Below are 15236 nucleotides of genomic sequence, written 5' to 3'. Positions count from 1 at the left end.
AATAAATAATAAATACGATAGTTTATTTTTAAATATATTTTACCAAAAGGTAAAAATACAGACGTAAAAAACATGATCTGGCAATATTCTCAATGACTTATAGGTGAAAGCTCGTTTTAAGACAGGGTATCATACCCGCTGATATCACATAATGAGTCTCATCTATGTCAAATTGGTTTCCAAAATGGCAGCCGTATCAGGGAAAGATTGATCATCGCCCTGTCGCGACAAATGAATATTTACCGCCCTTACAAAGTGCGGTATTAGGGGTACAACACGCATTTGCAATGTTTGGTGCAACTGTTCTTGCACCCCTTCTGATGGGCTTTAGCCCAAACCTTGCCATCTTAATGTCAGGGATTTGTACTATTATTTTCTTCTTGATCACGGGTGGTCGTGTTCCAAGTTATTTAGGCTCAAGCTTTGCATTTATTGGTGTCGTTGCAGCCGCAACTGGTCACATTACTGGGTCGGGAGCCAATCCAAACCTTGCAGTTGCACTTGGTGGAATTGTTGCCTGTGGTATTTTTTATGCCTTGATCGGTTTTGCGGTCATGCTCACAGGCACACGTTGGATTGAGAAACTCATGCCACCTGTTGTCACAGGCGCTGTGGTGATGATTATTGGTCTCAACCTTGCGCCTGTTACCATTAAAGGCGTTGCTGGACAGCCTTTTGAAATGTGGATAGCACTCATCACTGTATTAAGCATGGGCATTATTGCGGTATTTACCAAGGGCTTATTACAACGTTTATTACTCTTAGTGGGTTTATTGATTGCTTATGGCGTATATGTGGTTGCAACAAATATTCTAGGATTTGGTAAACCGATTGATTTCTCCCAAATCGCAGCAGCACCATGGTTTGGTATCCCAACTTTTTCACACCCAACTTTTGATTTAAATGCAATTTTAATTATTGCTCCCGTTGCATTGATTTTAGTCGCTGAAAATCTAGGTCACATCAAAGCAGTCGGTTCAATGACAGGCGAAGATCTTACACCTCAACTGGGTAAAGCTTTTGTTGCGGATGGTTTGGCCACAACGTTATCGGGTAGTGTTGGTGCACCGGGTATGACCACCTATGGTGAAAATATTGGTGTGATGGCAGTAACCCGTGTTTATTCTACGATTGTATTTGTAATCGCTGGCGTATTTGCAATTTTCTTGGGACTGTCTCCTAAATTTGGCGCAGTGATTAGTACTATCCCGACAGCAGTCCTCACGGGTGCTTCGATCGTGGTATTTGGTTTAATTACCATTGCGGGTGCGAAAATCTGGATCGAAAATAAAGTCGATTTTTCTAATAATAAAAACCTTATTGTTGCATCTGTCACCATTATTTTAGGTGCAGGTAACTTTGAATTACTGTTTGGTAGCTTCAATTTAGGGGGAATTGGAACCGCAACTTTTGCTGCGATTTTCCTGAACCTGTTATTCAGTTTAAAAGATAAACATTAGAAGATTGAAGGCAGCTGAAGCTGCCTTTTTTACACCACAATAATATCCTATCTTTATTTAGCGACTTTTTAGTATGATGGATTTTTATATTTCAATACGTTGCCATCATGCGTTTTGATTTTTTTGATTTACAACTATTCCTGCATATTGTCAGCACAGGCAGCTTCACCAAAGGTGCAGAACGTTCTGCGATTTCACTGCAAGCAGCTAGCGAACGGATTAAAAAACTCGAACAATATTTCGACACCCCGCTCTTTCTTCGCCACACCTCTGGGGTCGAACTTACGACGGCTGGGCATGCTTTGGTTGAACATGCACACCGTTTAATTGGACAAAAAAATCAACTCGAATACGAGATGCAACGCTTTAGGCAACAACAGCCTGAATCTTTAACTCTGTGGTGCAATTCTTCGGCACAAAGTGAATATCTACCACCGCTATTACCACAATATTTAATGCGTCATGCAGAAATGAATATCGATCTGCACGAAGCAGAAAGTTCTGAAATCGTTGCTGCACTGAGCAAAGGGACTGCCAAACTCGGATTAGTTTCTAGCTTTTTTGATACTCAACATTTACAGACACAGGAATTTGCCAGCGATCCTCTGGTTCTAATCTGCCCTGAGGCTCATGCCTTAGCTCAGCATACGTCGTTAAATCTAGTCGAAGCACTGAATTATGGTTTTATTGGACTGATGCCGCATCATTCTCTGCAGCAATCCATCGAAACTCAAGCCAAATTACTTGGTTTTAATATCCAATATCGTTTGCGCTTACCTAATTTTGCTGCGATTGCAGAGGTAGTCGCCAAAGGCGTTGGTATCGCCATTATGCCTGCTCGTGCTGCACAACGTTTACAACCCGATTATCATTTCCACATGGTTCAATTATTAGGTGCGTGGGCCAATCGCAAGCTGCTGTTGGCAACACAAGATTTCAGTCAACTACCCGAAAATTATCAGCAATTTTCTGAGTTTCTATTACAGCATCGTCCTTAGTTCACAGCAAGATTAATGCGATAGCATATATCCGCCTAACGCCACCAAGCCGATAAAAAATAAACGGCGGAAACGTTGTTCATTCAGTTGATAGCGAATTTTTTTACCCAGCCACATCCCAACCAAAGCTGCGACCAAGGCCACAACCGATAGACGATAATCTAGTGTGATTCCCTGCATCGGGTTATGCTGTAGAAATACGGCCAAGCAAATGGTAGACACGGTAAAGGTCAATCCTAAAGCCTGAACCAGCTCATCACGTTTCAGATGTAGAGACTGCAAATAAGGTACGACGGGAATAATCACTACACCTGTTGCGACAGTCACCGCCCCGCCGATATATCCAACCAAGGGAGATAACCAACGTTCATGCGCTGCCAAATGAGGTAGATTTTTGACGCATAGACCATACAGGCCATAGAGCACCAACATGCTGCCCAATAAAATTTCACTGGTCTTGCCATGACTCTGGCTTAAGGTCGGTAAGAAACTCCAGATTGACCCCACCACGATTCCAACCAGTAAAGTCCAGAAGCGGCGGATAAATAACCACACCCGACCTTCTGCAAACAACTGCCAAATATTGGTAATCATCGAAGGAACAATCAGCAGTGATGCTGCCTGAAATGGGCTCATTGCAATCGTCAGCAGTCCCATCGAAACAGCAGGTAAACCTAAGCCGATCATGCCCTTAATCATGCCGGCAAAGACAAATACCAATACAATAATTGCTAAAAAAGTCACGCCCGATCTCCGATGTTGCATCGGAGTTATGCTACGAAAAAAGCGTAGCTTGCCCTATTCTTATTTTTGGGAGTAGGCCTCAGGCAGAGCTTGAGGCAGTTCTATATTTATCTTCCAAAACATTGCTGATAATACTTTCAATCATCCAAACTCGATACAAACTATTAAAGACATAGCTCTGTCCATCTATACGTAATTCCAGTACCGGGAAATCTGGCTGATGCTTTTGCTGACACAATTCATCATTCTGTTTCAGCAAAGCTTCAACATCTTGTTCGGTGATGTTGTCAATCTCTAAACGCTTCTGCATACGTTGAAAGTGTGTTTTGAAAGAAAGATCTTTGCCACGCGTCCAAACACCTTGCAATATCTCATGAATACAATCGATCTGTTCTTCTTCAGGCACGCTATAAAATAGTTTTGCCATTTCATAAGTCGCTTCTTTAGTAGGCCGACAGAATGGGGTGAATGCCACCTGTGTACGTTTGGAAACACGAGTCGCCAAACTCCAGTCAAACCAATCTCGCCCATGATAGCTCAGCGGATAAACGCTCAATTGAATATTATAATAATTGGCCAATTCTTCTTTGATATAAGCCAATAATAGCCAACTCATAGGGTCTTCAAGCGCAATATACAGATCTAATTCTGGATGTAAGCTTTGGACTTCTGTCAGTGACTCACCGTCATTAATGAGATGCTCACGCCATTCAATATGATTAATCAGAAAAATTGGATTTCCGGTGAGTAATTTTTGTTGTTTCAAACGGCGTGTAAGGCGTAATAAATCATCAACAGCCTGATATTTACGCTCACCAAACTCGAAGTAACTGGCTGCAACAGGCACATCTTTAAAAATACGTTCAGGATAATCTTGAGGTGTTTGATGCTGACTAGCCATCGCATAAAGAGTACGTAATTTCCCATATTGTTGTTGCCATAACATGTGAAATACATCTTCGAGTAAATGTAAAAAATTTTGTTCTCTCAGAGGGGTATTTTTTAGAATTATTTCTGCTTGTTGTAATGCTTCTGGACTAGGTATTTCAGGGGTTTCATCGAAACCAAACCGATGTTGTTTGGCGAGAATTTTAGCATCATTTAAACAATAACTCTGCCAATCTTGTTCTGACATACCATTAGGAGGCTCAGCGCCCTGTCTTGAAATAATCACTTTTAAAGGTTTTAGTTCATCACTCAAAATTTCATTGAGCTGATCAAGCTGTTGTACTGCAAGATAGCTATAAACATCGTCTAAACGAAGGTAAATACTTAAACCCTGTTCCGTGGGCAACACCGCCTGACGAGAAGGTTTTTGATAGAACCAACTCGATCGGATGGGATCAAACCAACGACGTAACAAAGACATGTCGATCGCCTCTAATGATTATAAAGTGATGAATGGATAAGCTTTCTCTAACTTGGATTCAAACAAGTGAGCAAATAAGTATAATGAGTATCTTATAAAATCAGAAAAAAGTCCCTCTTTATCGTAATAAAGAGGGATGATAAACATTGTCGCTTAGCAATAGTTTACAGAACGCGTACAGCACCTTTCGCAGCACTCGTTGAATGCAAAGCATAAATTTTCAAAGATTTTGAAACTTTACGCTTACGCTCTTCCGCTGGATGCCAACCTTTGGCTTCTTGAGCTGTACGGCGATGCGCCATGGTTGCATCATCAACATCAAGGTGAATGGTACGATTCGGAATATCAATTTGGATGGTATCGCCATCTTCAACCAGACCAATTGCACCACCTTCCGCTGCTTCTGGAGACACGTGACCAATTGATAAACCTGAAGAACCACCAGAGAAGCGACCATCAGTAATCAACGCACAGTCCTTACCCAAACCTTTTGACTTCAAGTAACTGGTTGGGTACAACATTTCCTGCATGCCTGGACCACCACGTGGGCCTTCATAACGAATGACAACGATGTCACCTGCAACGATCTTATGATCTAAAATCGCTTCAACCGCTGAATCTTGGCTTTCAAAAACACGCGCTGTACCCGTGAATTTAAGAATCGACTCATCCACACCAGCAGTTTTCACGATACAGCCATCTAAAGCAATGTTACCGTAAAGGACTGCCAAGCCACCGTCTTTAGAGAAAGCATGTTCAGCATTACGAATCACACCTTTCTCACGGTCACCATCCAAAGTTGAATAATAACGGTTTTGTGAGAATGCCACTTGAGTTGGAACACCACCCGGTGATGAGCGATAGAACTCATAAACATCTGTATCTTCAGTGCGGATAATATCCCACTTGTCTAAGGCATCTTTGAGAGTAGGTTCATGTACCGTTGGGCAAGAGGTGTTCAGTAAGTTAGCACGATCGAGTTCACCCAAGATCGCCATGATACCCCCAGCACGGTGTACATCTTCCATATGCACATCCGACTTTGCAGGTGCAACTTTAGATAATACAGGTACTTTACGAGATAAATTGTCGATATCATCCATAGTGAAATCAACTTCTGCTTCATGTGCAGCAGCAAGCAAATGCAATACGGTATTGGTAGAACCACCCATTGCAATATCCAAAGTCATCGCATTTTCAAATGCTGCTTTGGTTGCAATTGAACGTGGCAGAATGCTGTCGTCATTTTGTTCATAATAACGCTTCGCAAGTTCAACTACTAAACGACCTGCTTTTAGGAATAGTTTTTCGCGGTTAGCATGAGTTGCAACAATAGAACCATTACCCGGCAATGATAAACCCAAAGCTTCAGTTAAACAGTTCATTGAGTTTGCAGTAAACATACCCGAACATGAACCACAAGTTGGACATGCCGAACGCTCAAATGCTGCAACTTCTTCATCGGTATAGCTTTCATCTGCTGCAACGACCATGGCATCAACTAAGTCGATTGCCTTTTCATCACCACGGAATTTGACTTTACCCGCTTCCATAGGACCGCCAGACACGAACACCACTGGGATATTCAAGCGCATTGCAGCCATCAGCATTCCCGGTGTGATCTTGTCACAGTTCGAGATACATACCATTGCATCGGCACAATGAGCATTCACCATGTATTCTACAGAATCGGCAATTAAATCACGTGATGGTAGTGAATACAGCATCCCGTCATGGCCCATGGCAATCCCGTCATCAACGGCAATGGTATTAAATTCTTTTGCGACACCACCAGAAGCTTCAATTTCTCGTGCAACCAGTTGCCCTAAATCTTTAAGATGCACATGTCCAGGAACAAATTGGGTAAATGAATTGACCACCGCAATAATTGGTTTGCCAAAATCTTCATCTTTCATACCTGTCGCACGCCATAAACCGCGCGCGCCAGCCATATTTCTTCCATGTGTTGATGTTTTCGAACGATAATCAGGCATTTTTGATTCCCAACAAGTTTGTGCTCGAGAAGAATGGGACATTCTCTCTGGCGAAATGATACTGAGCTTTTTCCATCATACTACAAGTCATCGTTTAACAGATGACCTACTTAGAGATCTTTTTCAGCTCTTTTTTACATCATTCAGCCTCACAAGCTTCTGATCTGATCAAAAATTCTGGAATTTTCCGCTAAATACAATCATCAAGCTAAGTTGATACATAAAGTTCCAATACTCGGGTAATGATGGTTGCTAGGATCAAAATGAAACTAATTCTACTGCCTAATATGAGCTCTTTACTGTTCATATATTTACCTATTTTTATTATTGAATGACCATAGCTTTGGTTGATCAAGGTTTAGGTATGATGTTAACGAGACATCGCTTATCATCATTCCTTTTTTGCTTTATATAATCATTCAAGCTCCTAAAAACTCACCGCCCAAATGATTAAAGATGCTCAAATTAGATTACACATTAAAAATGTTTAAATTGCACATTTTTATGTATAATCTGCGTATCCTTTCTCATTTGGGATTGATCTTTTCCGTTTAGGACTTTGATATAATCAACATAGATTGATTTATTTTGAAGAGCTGACCGTTTGAAAATCATTTTTGCTGGTACACCTGAATTTGCAGCAACTGCATTAGCAGCATTATTAAAAACATCACACCAAATTATTGCTGTTTATACCCAGCCTGACCGCAAATCAGGACGTGGACAAAAATTAACACCATCGCCTGTTAAACAATTGGCACTTGAACACGGTTTACCCGTTTACCAACCTTTGAATTTTAAAGCGTCTACCGAAGAAGGATTGGCAGCTCGACAACAACTTGCTGCTCTAGGCGCTGATGTGATGGTGGTTGCAGCCTATGGTTTAATCTTACCGCAAGCGGTTTTAGATACCCCTAAATATGGTTGTTTAAATATCCATGGTTCGCTGTTACCCCGCTGGCGTGGTGCTGCGCCAATTCAACGTGCAATCGCAACAGGCGATGCTGAAACAGGCATTACCATCATGCAAATGGCGGCAGGTTTAGATACGGGCGATATGATGTATAAAACCTATTGCCCAATTACTGCGGAAGATACATCTGCTAGCTTGCATGACAAATTGGCGCTTCAAGGTGCAGAAGCGATTTGTACCGTACTCGAATCTGAACAAAGCTTGCAGGATTTTATCGAAAAACGTGAAGTACAAGATGAAGCACTCACCGTCTATGCACATAAATTGGTTAAAGCAGAAGCTCGGATCGATTGGAGTGTGAATGCTAGTCAAATAGATCGTAATATTCGTGCCTTTAATCCTTGGCCAGTGGCTTTTATCCAACTGGATGAAAACAATGCTTTAAGGGTTTGGAATTCGATCCTTTCTGAACACAGTAAAACGGATGCTCAATTGGGTGAAATCATAGGAATTGATAAACAAGGCGTACATGTTGCCTGTGGCGACAATAGCGCAGTGTGCTTAACCAGTTTGCAATGGCCAGGTGCTAAAGCCCTCAATCCAGTTCAAATTACCCAAACCCAGAAATTACATCTTGGACAAATTCTCCCATGAGCCAATCGAATCAATCATCTGCAAAAAATTTGAACCTACGTGCGCAAGTGATCAAAACACTTTTGGCTGTTCAAAATGGGCAATCTTTGGCTTCTGTTTTAAATCAACATATCAATATTGTTTCTGAACGTGACCGTGGTTTATATCACGAACTTACTTTAGGTTGTTTACGCCAATGGTTTTCTTTAAAAGCAATTACTCTACCATTGCTCACAAAACCATTAGACAATGAAGCGCTAGAAAGTTGTTTATACCTAGGTTTATATCAAATTTTATGTACGCGTATTCCTGTACATGCTGCGATTTCAGAAACGGTAAATGCGGCTAAGCAACTCGGTTTCGAACCAATGAGTGGTTTGGTCAATGCGATTCTGCGTCGTGTTTCACGTGAAACAGCTGAATTTGAAACCGCTTTGAATAATACGCATGGTTTACCAAGCTGGTTATTCAAGCGACTTAAAAAAGATTGGCCTGAGCAAGCAGAGACTCTATGCCAAGCCTTAAAACAAGTCGCCCCTCTGACCCTGCGCGTCAATGAACGTCAAATTAGTCGTGATGAGTATCTTGATATTTTAGATGAAGAACAAATTGATGCTCGTGCTTGCACGCTTTCAGATGTTGGTATTGTTCTAGAACAAACCGGCAATATTACCCATTTACCTGGTTTCGAAGAAGGTGGCTTTTCTGTTCAGGATGAACATGCACAATTGTGCGCGATGCTTTTACCCAATTTAGATGACCAAGTGGTTGTCGATGCATGTGCTGCACCAGGCGGTAAAACTGCACACATCCTTGAGCGCTATAATCCTAAAAAATTGATCGCGCTTGATCATGATGCGAAACGTTTACTGCGAGTTTCTGAAAATTTAGAACGTCTTGTACTAGATCAACATAATGTTGAGATCGTGACAGCTGATGCAACCACTTGGCAGGCGAAAGAAGCTGTGGATTGTATTGTATTGGATGCTCCTTGTTCTGCAACAGGCGTAATTCGTCGTCATCCTGATATTCGCCTGCTCAGACAATCGACTGATATCGCTCAAACGGTTGAATTACAAAAACAGATTCTTCAACAAATGTGGCAACAACTCAAAGTTGGTGGAACGCTGTTGTATATCACCTGCTCAATTCTAAAAGCTGAGAATGAACAGCAAATGGCGGCATTCTTCGCCGCACATGCCAATGCCGAAGAAATCAAAATCAATGCGGATTGGGGTATTGAACAGACTTATGGTCGTCAATTATTACCGTCTGCGCACTCTGGCGATGGTTTCTATTATTGCCGAATTAAAAAATTGGCATAATCAAAATAAAAAAGCAGGCTTCAAAGCCTGCTTTTTTTGAATCTATTTTAAAGCGTATGATGATCTTTGACTTCTTCTAAAACGTCATCTAACTCTTCTGGATGTTTCATTAAGTGCAGAATCGACAAAGCAAGTCCGCCCCATAAAAACACCATTGAAATGATCATCATCACGATTGCTGAAGTATTCATAACTGCGCTCCTAACGATCTTTCATTTTGCTGAGTATAACTGCAACGACAGCACAGAAAATAACGCTGCCCCACCCAAAGATACCTTGTAAACTCATGCTATACGTATCGTAACCATTTTTGACCAAGTTAAACACGGTCATGCTCAATGTGGTTAATAAGATGAGAGAGGTGATCACAGTTAAAGTGAAATCCCAACCTTTACCCAATTGAATCGTCGAAATACGGTTCACATGATCACGAAGTTCGATTAAAGCTGAACGCTTAAACCAAGCCACACTGATGATGGATAATAATGCACCACCAATAATCCCAATGTTATTGATAAAGTGATCCACAATATCAACCAGTTTAATCGCATTTACACTTGAAAATAAGATGACTGAAACAAATGCACTACCACCACCAATGATGGTTACTGCTTTCTTACGGCTCCATTTTAACTTATCTTGCATCGCTGCAATCGGTACTTCCAAGATACTGACCATGGAAGAAATACCTGCGACAAAAAGCGAAGAGAAGAACAATAGACCAAATAAATCTGCACCTGCACCCAAGCTTGAAATGATTTTTGGAAAGGCAATAAATGCTAGACCAATACCACCACTAACAACATCATGTACTTCTTTACCCGCCGCATGAGCCATAAAACCCAATGCTGCAAAAATACCAATACCTGCCAAGATCTCAGTTGAAGCATTGGCAAAACCAACGATCAAACCCGAACCTGTTAAGTTGGTTTTTGGCTTTAAGTAAGAGGAGTATGTCACCATGATCCCGAAGCCAACAGATAATGAGAAGAAAGTGTGCCCATAAGCAGCTAACCACACTTTATAGTCCATCATCGCAGACCAGTTCGGAGTGAAGAATGCATTTAAGCCTTCAGCTGCACCAGGTAAACGTAATGATTGAATTACCAGAACTGTGAATAGGACGAATAACAAAGGCATGAAAATCTTATTTGATAATTCAACACCTTTTTTAACACCACCATACAAAATCACTAAGGTCAGCGCCCAAATCCCAACAATTGGCCAAAATAAATGGCTGACAAACTGCAAATCAAAGCCAGTGGCTTTAGAGGTCTGTAAGTACGTATTAAAGAAGAAACTTTCTGGGTCACTGCCCCACGCCTGACCAATCGAGAAATACACATAACTTCCCGCCCATGTCAGTACGCTGGCATAGTACAACCCAATAATGATACACACACAGACTTGCCACCAACCTAGTGTTTCACCACCTTTAAATAAAGCACGATATGCTTTAGGGGGTGAGCCTGTACTACGATGTCCAGTCGCATAATCTAAAAATAAAAGAGGTAAACCAGCTGTAATCAGTGCGAGTAAATAGGGGATAAGAAACGCACCACCACCATTTTCGTAGGCAACATAAGGAAAGCGCCAAATATTACCTAAACCTACAGCCGAACCAACGGCTGCAATAATAAAACCAGATCGTGATGTCCAGTTTTCACGAGAATCTGCCATATGACACCTAAATATATACCGCTGGCATTTTTCATACTGCGTTAGGTTTTATTATCCAACAGACATGAAAAGTGCCATAAAAAATCTTGTTTTGCTTGCATGAAATTTCAACCTTGTGAGCCTCTCATTTTCATGAACAAACAAGCAAAAACCAAACCATCTTCCTTAAAGATTGGATTTTGTTTTTCTGCTTTTTAATAGCCGAACAATACCTGTTTTTATTTCTTTTTACTGTAATTTCTGTCTGAAAAATTATGTTTTTTAAATAACTGATTATTTTTCAACTGAATGAAATTTTGACCTTACAGTCAATTTATAAAATCAAGTATATAAACTAATCAAGCGAAGCCAGAACTCCGCTTGAACTTCTATTTTATTGTTTAATTGCGAGCAAACGTTCTTCTTGCATATCGCGAATCGCTGAGTGAATTCCTTCGCGACCTAATCCAGAATCCTTCACGCCACCATAAGGCATGTTATCGACACGGAATGTAGGCACATCATTAATGATGACTCCACCAACATGCAAATTATCCCATGCATACAGCATTTTATTCAGATTTTGCGTATATACCCCTGCCTGTAAACCAAAACGACTTTGATTAATTGTCTTAATACCCTGCTCAAACTCTTTAAATTTTTCTAAAATAGCAATCGGGCCAAATGCTTCATCCTTATAGATTTCTAGCTTGGCATCAACATTCTCCAGTAAGGTCGGTTCAAATAATACGCCTTGTAAATGTCCTCCTGTCAAAACCTTTGCCCCTTTCTTCTCGGCTTTATCAATCCATTTTTTCAGGCGAACAGCTTCGGCTTCCTTAATCATCGGACCTACCAATGTGGTATTTAGCTTTGGATCATCTAATTTAATTTTTTTCAGTTTAGCAATCAGTTTCTTTTTCACTTCCACATAAAGATCAGCATGAACTAAAATCCGTTGTACACTGATACAGACTTGCCCTGCATGCCCATAAGCGGCACTGATCAAACGATCAATCAGCGCCTCATCAATCACGGTATCTGCATCGATCAGAACCGCAGCGTTCCCACCCAGTTCCAAAGTGACTTTCTTGCGCCCTGCACGCGCTTTCATGTCCCAACCAACCTGATCTGACCCCGTAAAGCTAAGTAATTTAAAACGATCATCTGTTACCAAAATATCCGCTGCTTGGCGATCACAAGGCAACACTGACCATGAGCCTTTTGGTAAATCAGTTTCCGCCAAAACCTTGGCAATCATTAATGCACTGATCGGTGTCAAACTCGCAGGTTTCAATACAAATGGACAACCTGCTGCAATTGCAGGTGCGATCTTGTGTGCCACCAGATTTAAAGGGAAATTAAATGGGCTAATCAGCGAAACTGCACCAATTGGCACATGCTTAACCATACCTCGAAAACGAGCAGCCGCAGGAGTTACTGCCAAAGGCAACATTCGACCATCATCAAGTTGTGTGACCGCATCTGCAGCCAATTGGAAAGTATTTATCAGACGTTCCACTTCTGCACTTGCTGCACCTCGCGGCTTACCCCCTTCAACAATCAATATATCTGTCAATTCTTCACGTAATTCATTAAAACGTTTAACACAATGTAATAGAACTTTTTGTTTTTCAAATGGCTTAAGAGTCGCCATATCTACCTCAGCTTTAACTGAAGCAGAAATTGCTTTTTCCAACACTTTTTCATCTGCTAACGCAACTCGAGCATAGACCGTATTACTATATTTATCATGAACTTCTAACCATTGACCTGTCGTTACTGCTTTCCCTGCGACATATAAAGGATAATCTACAACATTTTGTGCATCGGTCATTATTCTTCATCCCATTATTAAAATTTAAAATTAGACTACTGTATATTTTCAAATATCACTATATGATTCGCCCAATCACTGATGAATTCACAACAATTCATTACGGTTTTTGATATGAATTAGGACAATCGAATGAAAATATTAAAAATATCAATGCTTGCTATAGGGACAAGTCTGTGTGGTCTAGCACAAGCAGATATGATTGGTGTAAAAGGCGATCTCAGCTACTGGAATTACAACGGTGAAGCCAATATGGCTGCACAAACATCTGCACCAGATCAAGACCTTGATCGTAAGGGATCTGCACAGGTTTCGCTTGCATTTGAGCACCCGATTCCACTAATTCCAAATGCAAAAATTCGCTATGTGAATTTAAAATCACAAACTGAAAATGAAGTTGCAGGTCAGCCAGTTTATGACTTAAACATAGACCATACCGATTTCATTTTATATTATGAAATCTTGGATACCATCGTAAATGCAGATGTTGGTTTAGGCGCAACCAGTTTAAATGGTGATGTTAAAACACTCGGTTTAAGCAAAACAGACATCGATAAAACTGTTCCTGTGATCTATGGATCAGCAGGCGTAAAATTACCATTTACAGGCTTGAGTGCTAAAGCTGAGTTGTTATACAGTAATATTAATGATACCAAAATTACTGACGCACAGGCCGAGTTACAATATAACTTTATTGATAATCTGTTAGTCGATGTTGGCTTGAAAGCTGGCTACCGTATCTTAGACATTAAATTAGATGACTACGAAAAAAATGATCTTAAATTTAATTTTAAAGGTCCTTATATTGGCTTAGATGTTCATTTCTAAATCCAGATGAAGTTAAAAAACGGAATCATAAGATTCCGTTTTTTATTATTTATGATTACATCACTCAAAATTACTGTAAGCCAAAACGCACAAAGATGGCAGCCATTGGCTAATATACCGAACTCAACTTTACGTCTATCATACAAAACATAGAGAGACAGGAAATCTCATTGAAAATAACAAGATACGCAGGAAGCGGTCGTTCATAAGGAATATAAACGACAAGAAACTGAATACTAAGAAGCCCCGTCAGGATGATGGGGCTTCTTTTATCTACTATTTTTATGCATGATTTAAAGACTTTTAAGATAAGCAATTACTTCTTCATGCTCTGCCATTTCTGCAAGCTGCAGCGCAGTATATTCGCCTTTATAAGCGACATTTGCTCCTTTACTCACTAGTAGCTTCACCACAGCTAAATGATCATTCTCAGCCGCAGCCTGTAATGCACTATAGCCTTCGTCATCGGTCTGATTGGGATCTGTTCCCTCTGCCAATAGCTGCTCGACTTGTTCCACATCACCTAGTGATGCCCAATAGACAAGCTCAGGAAGATGTAGTTCTGCATCATCTTCAGAAAGTGGAGAGAAAGAATTGAGTTTCATTAATATTTTCCTAAAACCATAACATAAATAATTGATTCAATTTAACTCATAGTAAATGATTTTTCAGTCAAACTATCATATACAAAAATCTCTTTGAAACTATGTTCGATATTTAAAGCCCTAACTTTTTCTTCTAGAATATTCCATTCTTTTGAAAAATAGCCTATATCTAACTCGCAACAAATAACTAAAATTGTGTTTTCTGGATAATTTTTACTCATTTTCTTATGGATTCTTAGAGCAATTAAATCTACAAAATGTTCAATAAAACTAGAATTATCATAGCTAATACATTCTGTAATTATATCTCTACCAATCTTCTTAACTCCATCAGCTGCATAACAATACCCCTGCTTATTTAACAATTCTCTTACCAAATATTCTTTAGGGTGTACAGCACAAGTTACTTCTAGAAAATAACTTTCCTCCATTACTTTAATTTCAGCATCAAAACGTGCAGTACGTGATGTCCAACATACTTGAATATAATTTCCCAATCTATATTTAGTTCTTACATATACTGATATTGGAAGAATTTCCTCTATTAACTCTTTTATATTACGGGGTCTTTTTGTTAATTCATAACCATCTTGATCGTGCTCTTTAACATATTCAAATAGATCATAGGCTATTCTGCAGAACTCTAATCCATCTACATAGCGATCTTTTAACTTATTGAAAAATTCAGCCTCATCTTTCCAATCTAATTGTTTCATAGAATTTGAATAATAATTTTAATAAAAGAGCAGTATATAAAATTCTCTGCAATAAAAAACACCCCTAACCGTTAGGTTAGGGGTGTTTAGTATTTAAAAGCTGGCGATGACTTACTCTCACATGGCAAACGCCACACTACCATCAGCGCTAAGAG

At 40.1% G+C, this 15236-nt stretch carries 13 protein-coding genes; 5 read left to right on the top strand and 8 right to left on the bottom strand.

Annotated features, from left to right (window positions below):
* Positions 1 to 164: 164 nt before the first annotated feature.
* Both IEV17_RS08185 and IEV17_RS08180 read left to right on the top strand, forming a co-directional pair.
* Positions 165 to 1460: a solute carrier family 23 protein gene (locus tag IEV17_RS08185; RefSeq protein ID WP_004659694.1), complete on the top strand. Its 1296-nt coding sequence runs from the start codon at positions 165 to 167 to the stop codon at positions 1458 to 1460.
* A 107-nt stretch (positions 1461 to 1567) separates the two neighbouring features.
* Positions 1568 to 2458, top strand: coding sequence for a LysR family transcriptional regulator (locus tag IEV17_RS08180; protein ID WP_004659693.1), 891 nt, complete (start codon positions 1568 to 1570; stop codon positions 2456 to 2458).
* Between the two features lie 12 nt (positions 2459 to 2470).
* Here IEV17_RS08180 and IEV17_RS08175 read toward each other — a convergent pair whose 3' ends face one another.
* From IEV17_RS08175 to ilvD, 3 genes are all read right to left on the bottom strand, one after another.
* Positions 2471 to 3202 (bottom strand): sulfite exporter TauE/SafE family protein, encoded by a 732-nt coding sequence (locus IEV17_RS08175; protein WP_004659692.1) that lies wholly within the window; start codon positions 3200 to 3202, stop codon positions 2471 to 2473.
* Between the two features lie 79 nt (positions 3203 to 3281).
* Positions 3282 to 4571, bottom strand: coding sequence for a hypothetical protein (locus IEV17_RS08170; RefSeq protein WP_004659690.1), 1290 nt, complete (start codon positions 4569 to 4571; stop codon positions 3282 to 3284).
* Between the two features lie 164 nt (positions 4572 to 4735).
* Positions 4736 to 6565, bottom strand: a complete 1830-nt coding sequence (gene ilvD / locus IEV17_RS08165; protein ID WP_004659689.1) for a dihydroxy-acid dehydratase — start codon at positions 6563 to 6565, stop codon at positions 4736 to 4738.
* A 604-nt stretch (positions 6566 to 7169) separates the two neighbouring features.
* Here ilvD and fmt point away from each other — a divergent pair.
* Both fmt and rsmB read left to right on the top strand, forming a co-directional pair.
* Positions 7170 to 8132 (top strand): methionyl-tRNA formyltransferase, encoded by a 963-nt coding sequence (gene fmt, locus IEV17_RS08160; RefSeq protein ID WP_004659687.1) that lies wholly within the window; start codon positions 7170 to 7172, stop codon positions 8130 to 8132.
* Positions 8129 to 9436: a 16S rRNA (cytosine(967)-C(5))-methyltransferase RsmB gene (rsmB, locus tag IEV17_RS08155; RefSeq protein ID WP_004659685.1), complete on the top strand. Its 1308-nt coding sequence runs from the start codon at positions 8129 to 8131 to the stop codon at positions 9434 to 9436. The genes fmt and rsmB overlap by 4 nt, the downstream gene beginning before the upstream one ends.
* Positions 9437 to 9483: 47 nt before the next feature.
* On the opposite strand, the gene IEV17_RS08150 is transcribed toward rsmB, so the two are convergent.
* The 3 genes from IEV17_RS08150 to IEV17_RS08140 all read right to left on the bottom strand — a co-directional run bounded on the left by IEV17_RS08150 (position 9484) and on the right by IEV17_RS08140 (position 12932).
* On the bottom strand, positions 9484 to 9627 hold the full coding sequence (locus IEV17_RS08150) for a methionine/alanine import family NSS transporter small subunit (protein ID WP_004659683.1): 144 nt from the start codon (positions 9625 to 9627) through the stop codon (positions 9484 to 9486).
* Positions 9628 to 9637: 10 nt separating this feature from the next.
* Positions 9638 to 11116 (bottom strand): sodium-dependent transporter, encoded by a 1479-nt coding sequence (locus IEV17_RS08145; protein WP_004659682.1) that lies wholly within the window; start codon positions 11114 to 11116, stop codon positions 9638 to 9640.
* 373 nt (positions 11117 to 11489) lie between these two features.
* Entirely contained in the window at positions 11490 to 12932 is a 1443-nt protein-coding gene (locus IEV17_RS08140; protein ID WP_004659680.1) for an aldehyde dehydrogenase family protein, read from the bottom strand.
* A gap of 132 nt (positions 12933 to 13064) precedes the next feature.
* On the opposite strand from IEV17_RS08140, the gene IEV17_RS08135 reads away from it, so the two are divergent.
* The gene (locus tag IEV17_RS08135) at positions 13065 to 13760 is read left to right on the top strand and encodes a TIGR04219 family outer membrane beta-barrel protein (RefSeq protein ID WP_004659678.1); all 696 of its coding nucleotides are present in this window, start codon (positions 13065 to 13067) and stop codon (positions 13758 to 13760) included.
* A 293-nt stretch (positions 13761 to 14053) separates the two neighbouring features.
* Here IEV17_RS08135 and IEV17_RS08130 read toward each other — a convergent pair whose 3' ends face one another.
* The gene (locus IEV17_RS08130; protein ID WP_004659676.1) at positions 14054 to 14365 is read right to left on the bottom strand and encodes an ankyrin repeat domain-containing protein; all 312 of its coding nucleotides are present in this window, start codon (positions 14363 to 14365) and stop codon (positions 14054 to 14056) included.
* A gap of 41 nt (positions 14366 to 14406) precedes the next feature.
* Positions 14407 to 15081 carry a hypothetical protein gene (locus IEV17_RS08125; protein WP_004659675.1) on the bottom strand — a complete coding sequence of 225 codons (675 nt, stop codon included), beginning with the start codon at positions 15079 to 15081 and terminating at the stop codon, positions 14407 to 14409.
* Positions 15082 to 15236: the final 155 nt, after the last annotated feature.

Source organism: Acinetobacter modestus (assembly GCF_014636095.1).
Lineage (GTDB): Bacteria > Pseudomonadota > Gammaproteobacteria > Pseudomonadales > Moraxellaceae > Acinetobacter > Acinetobacter modestus.
Note: the sequence above shows the minus strand (reverse complement) of the source record. Positions and strands in the feature narration are given on the sequence as shown.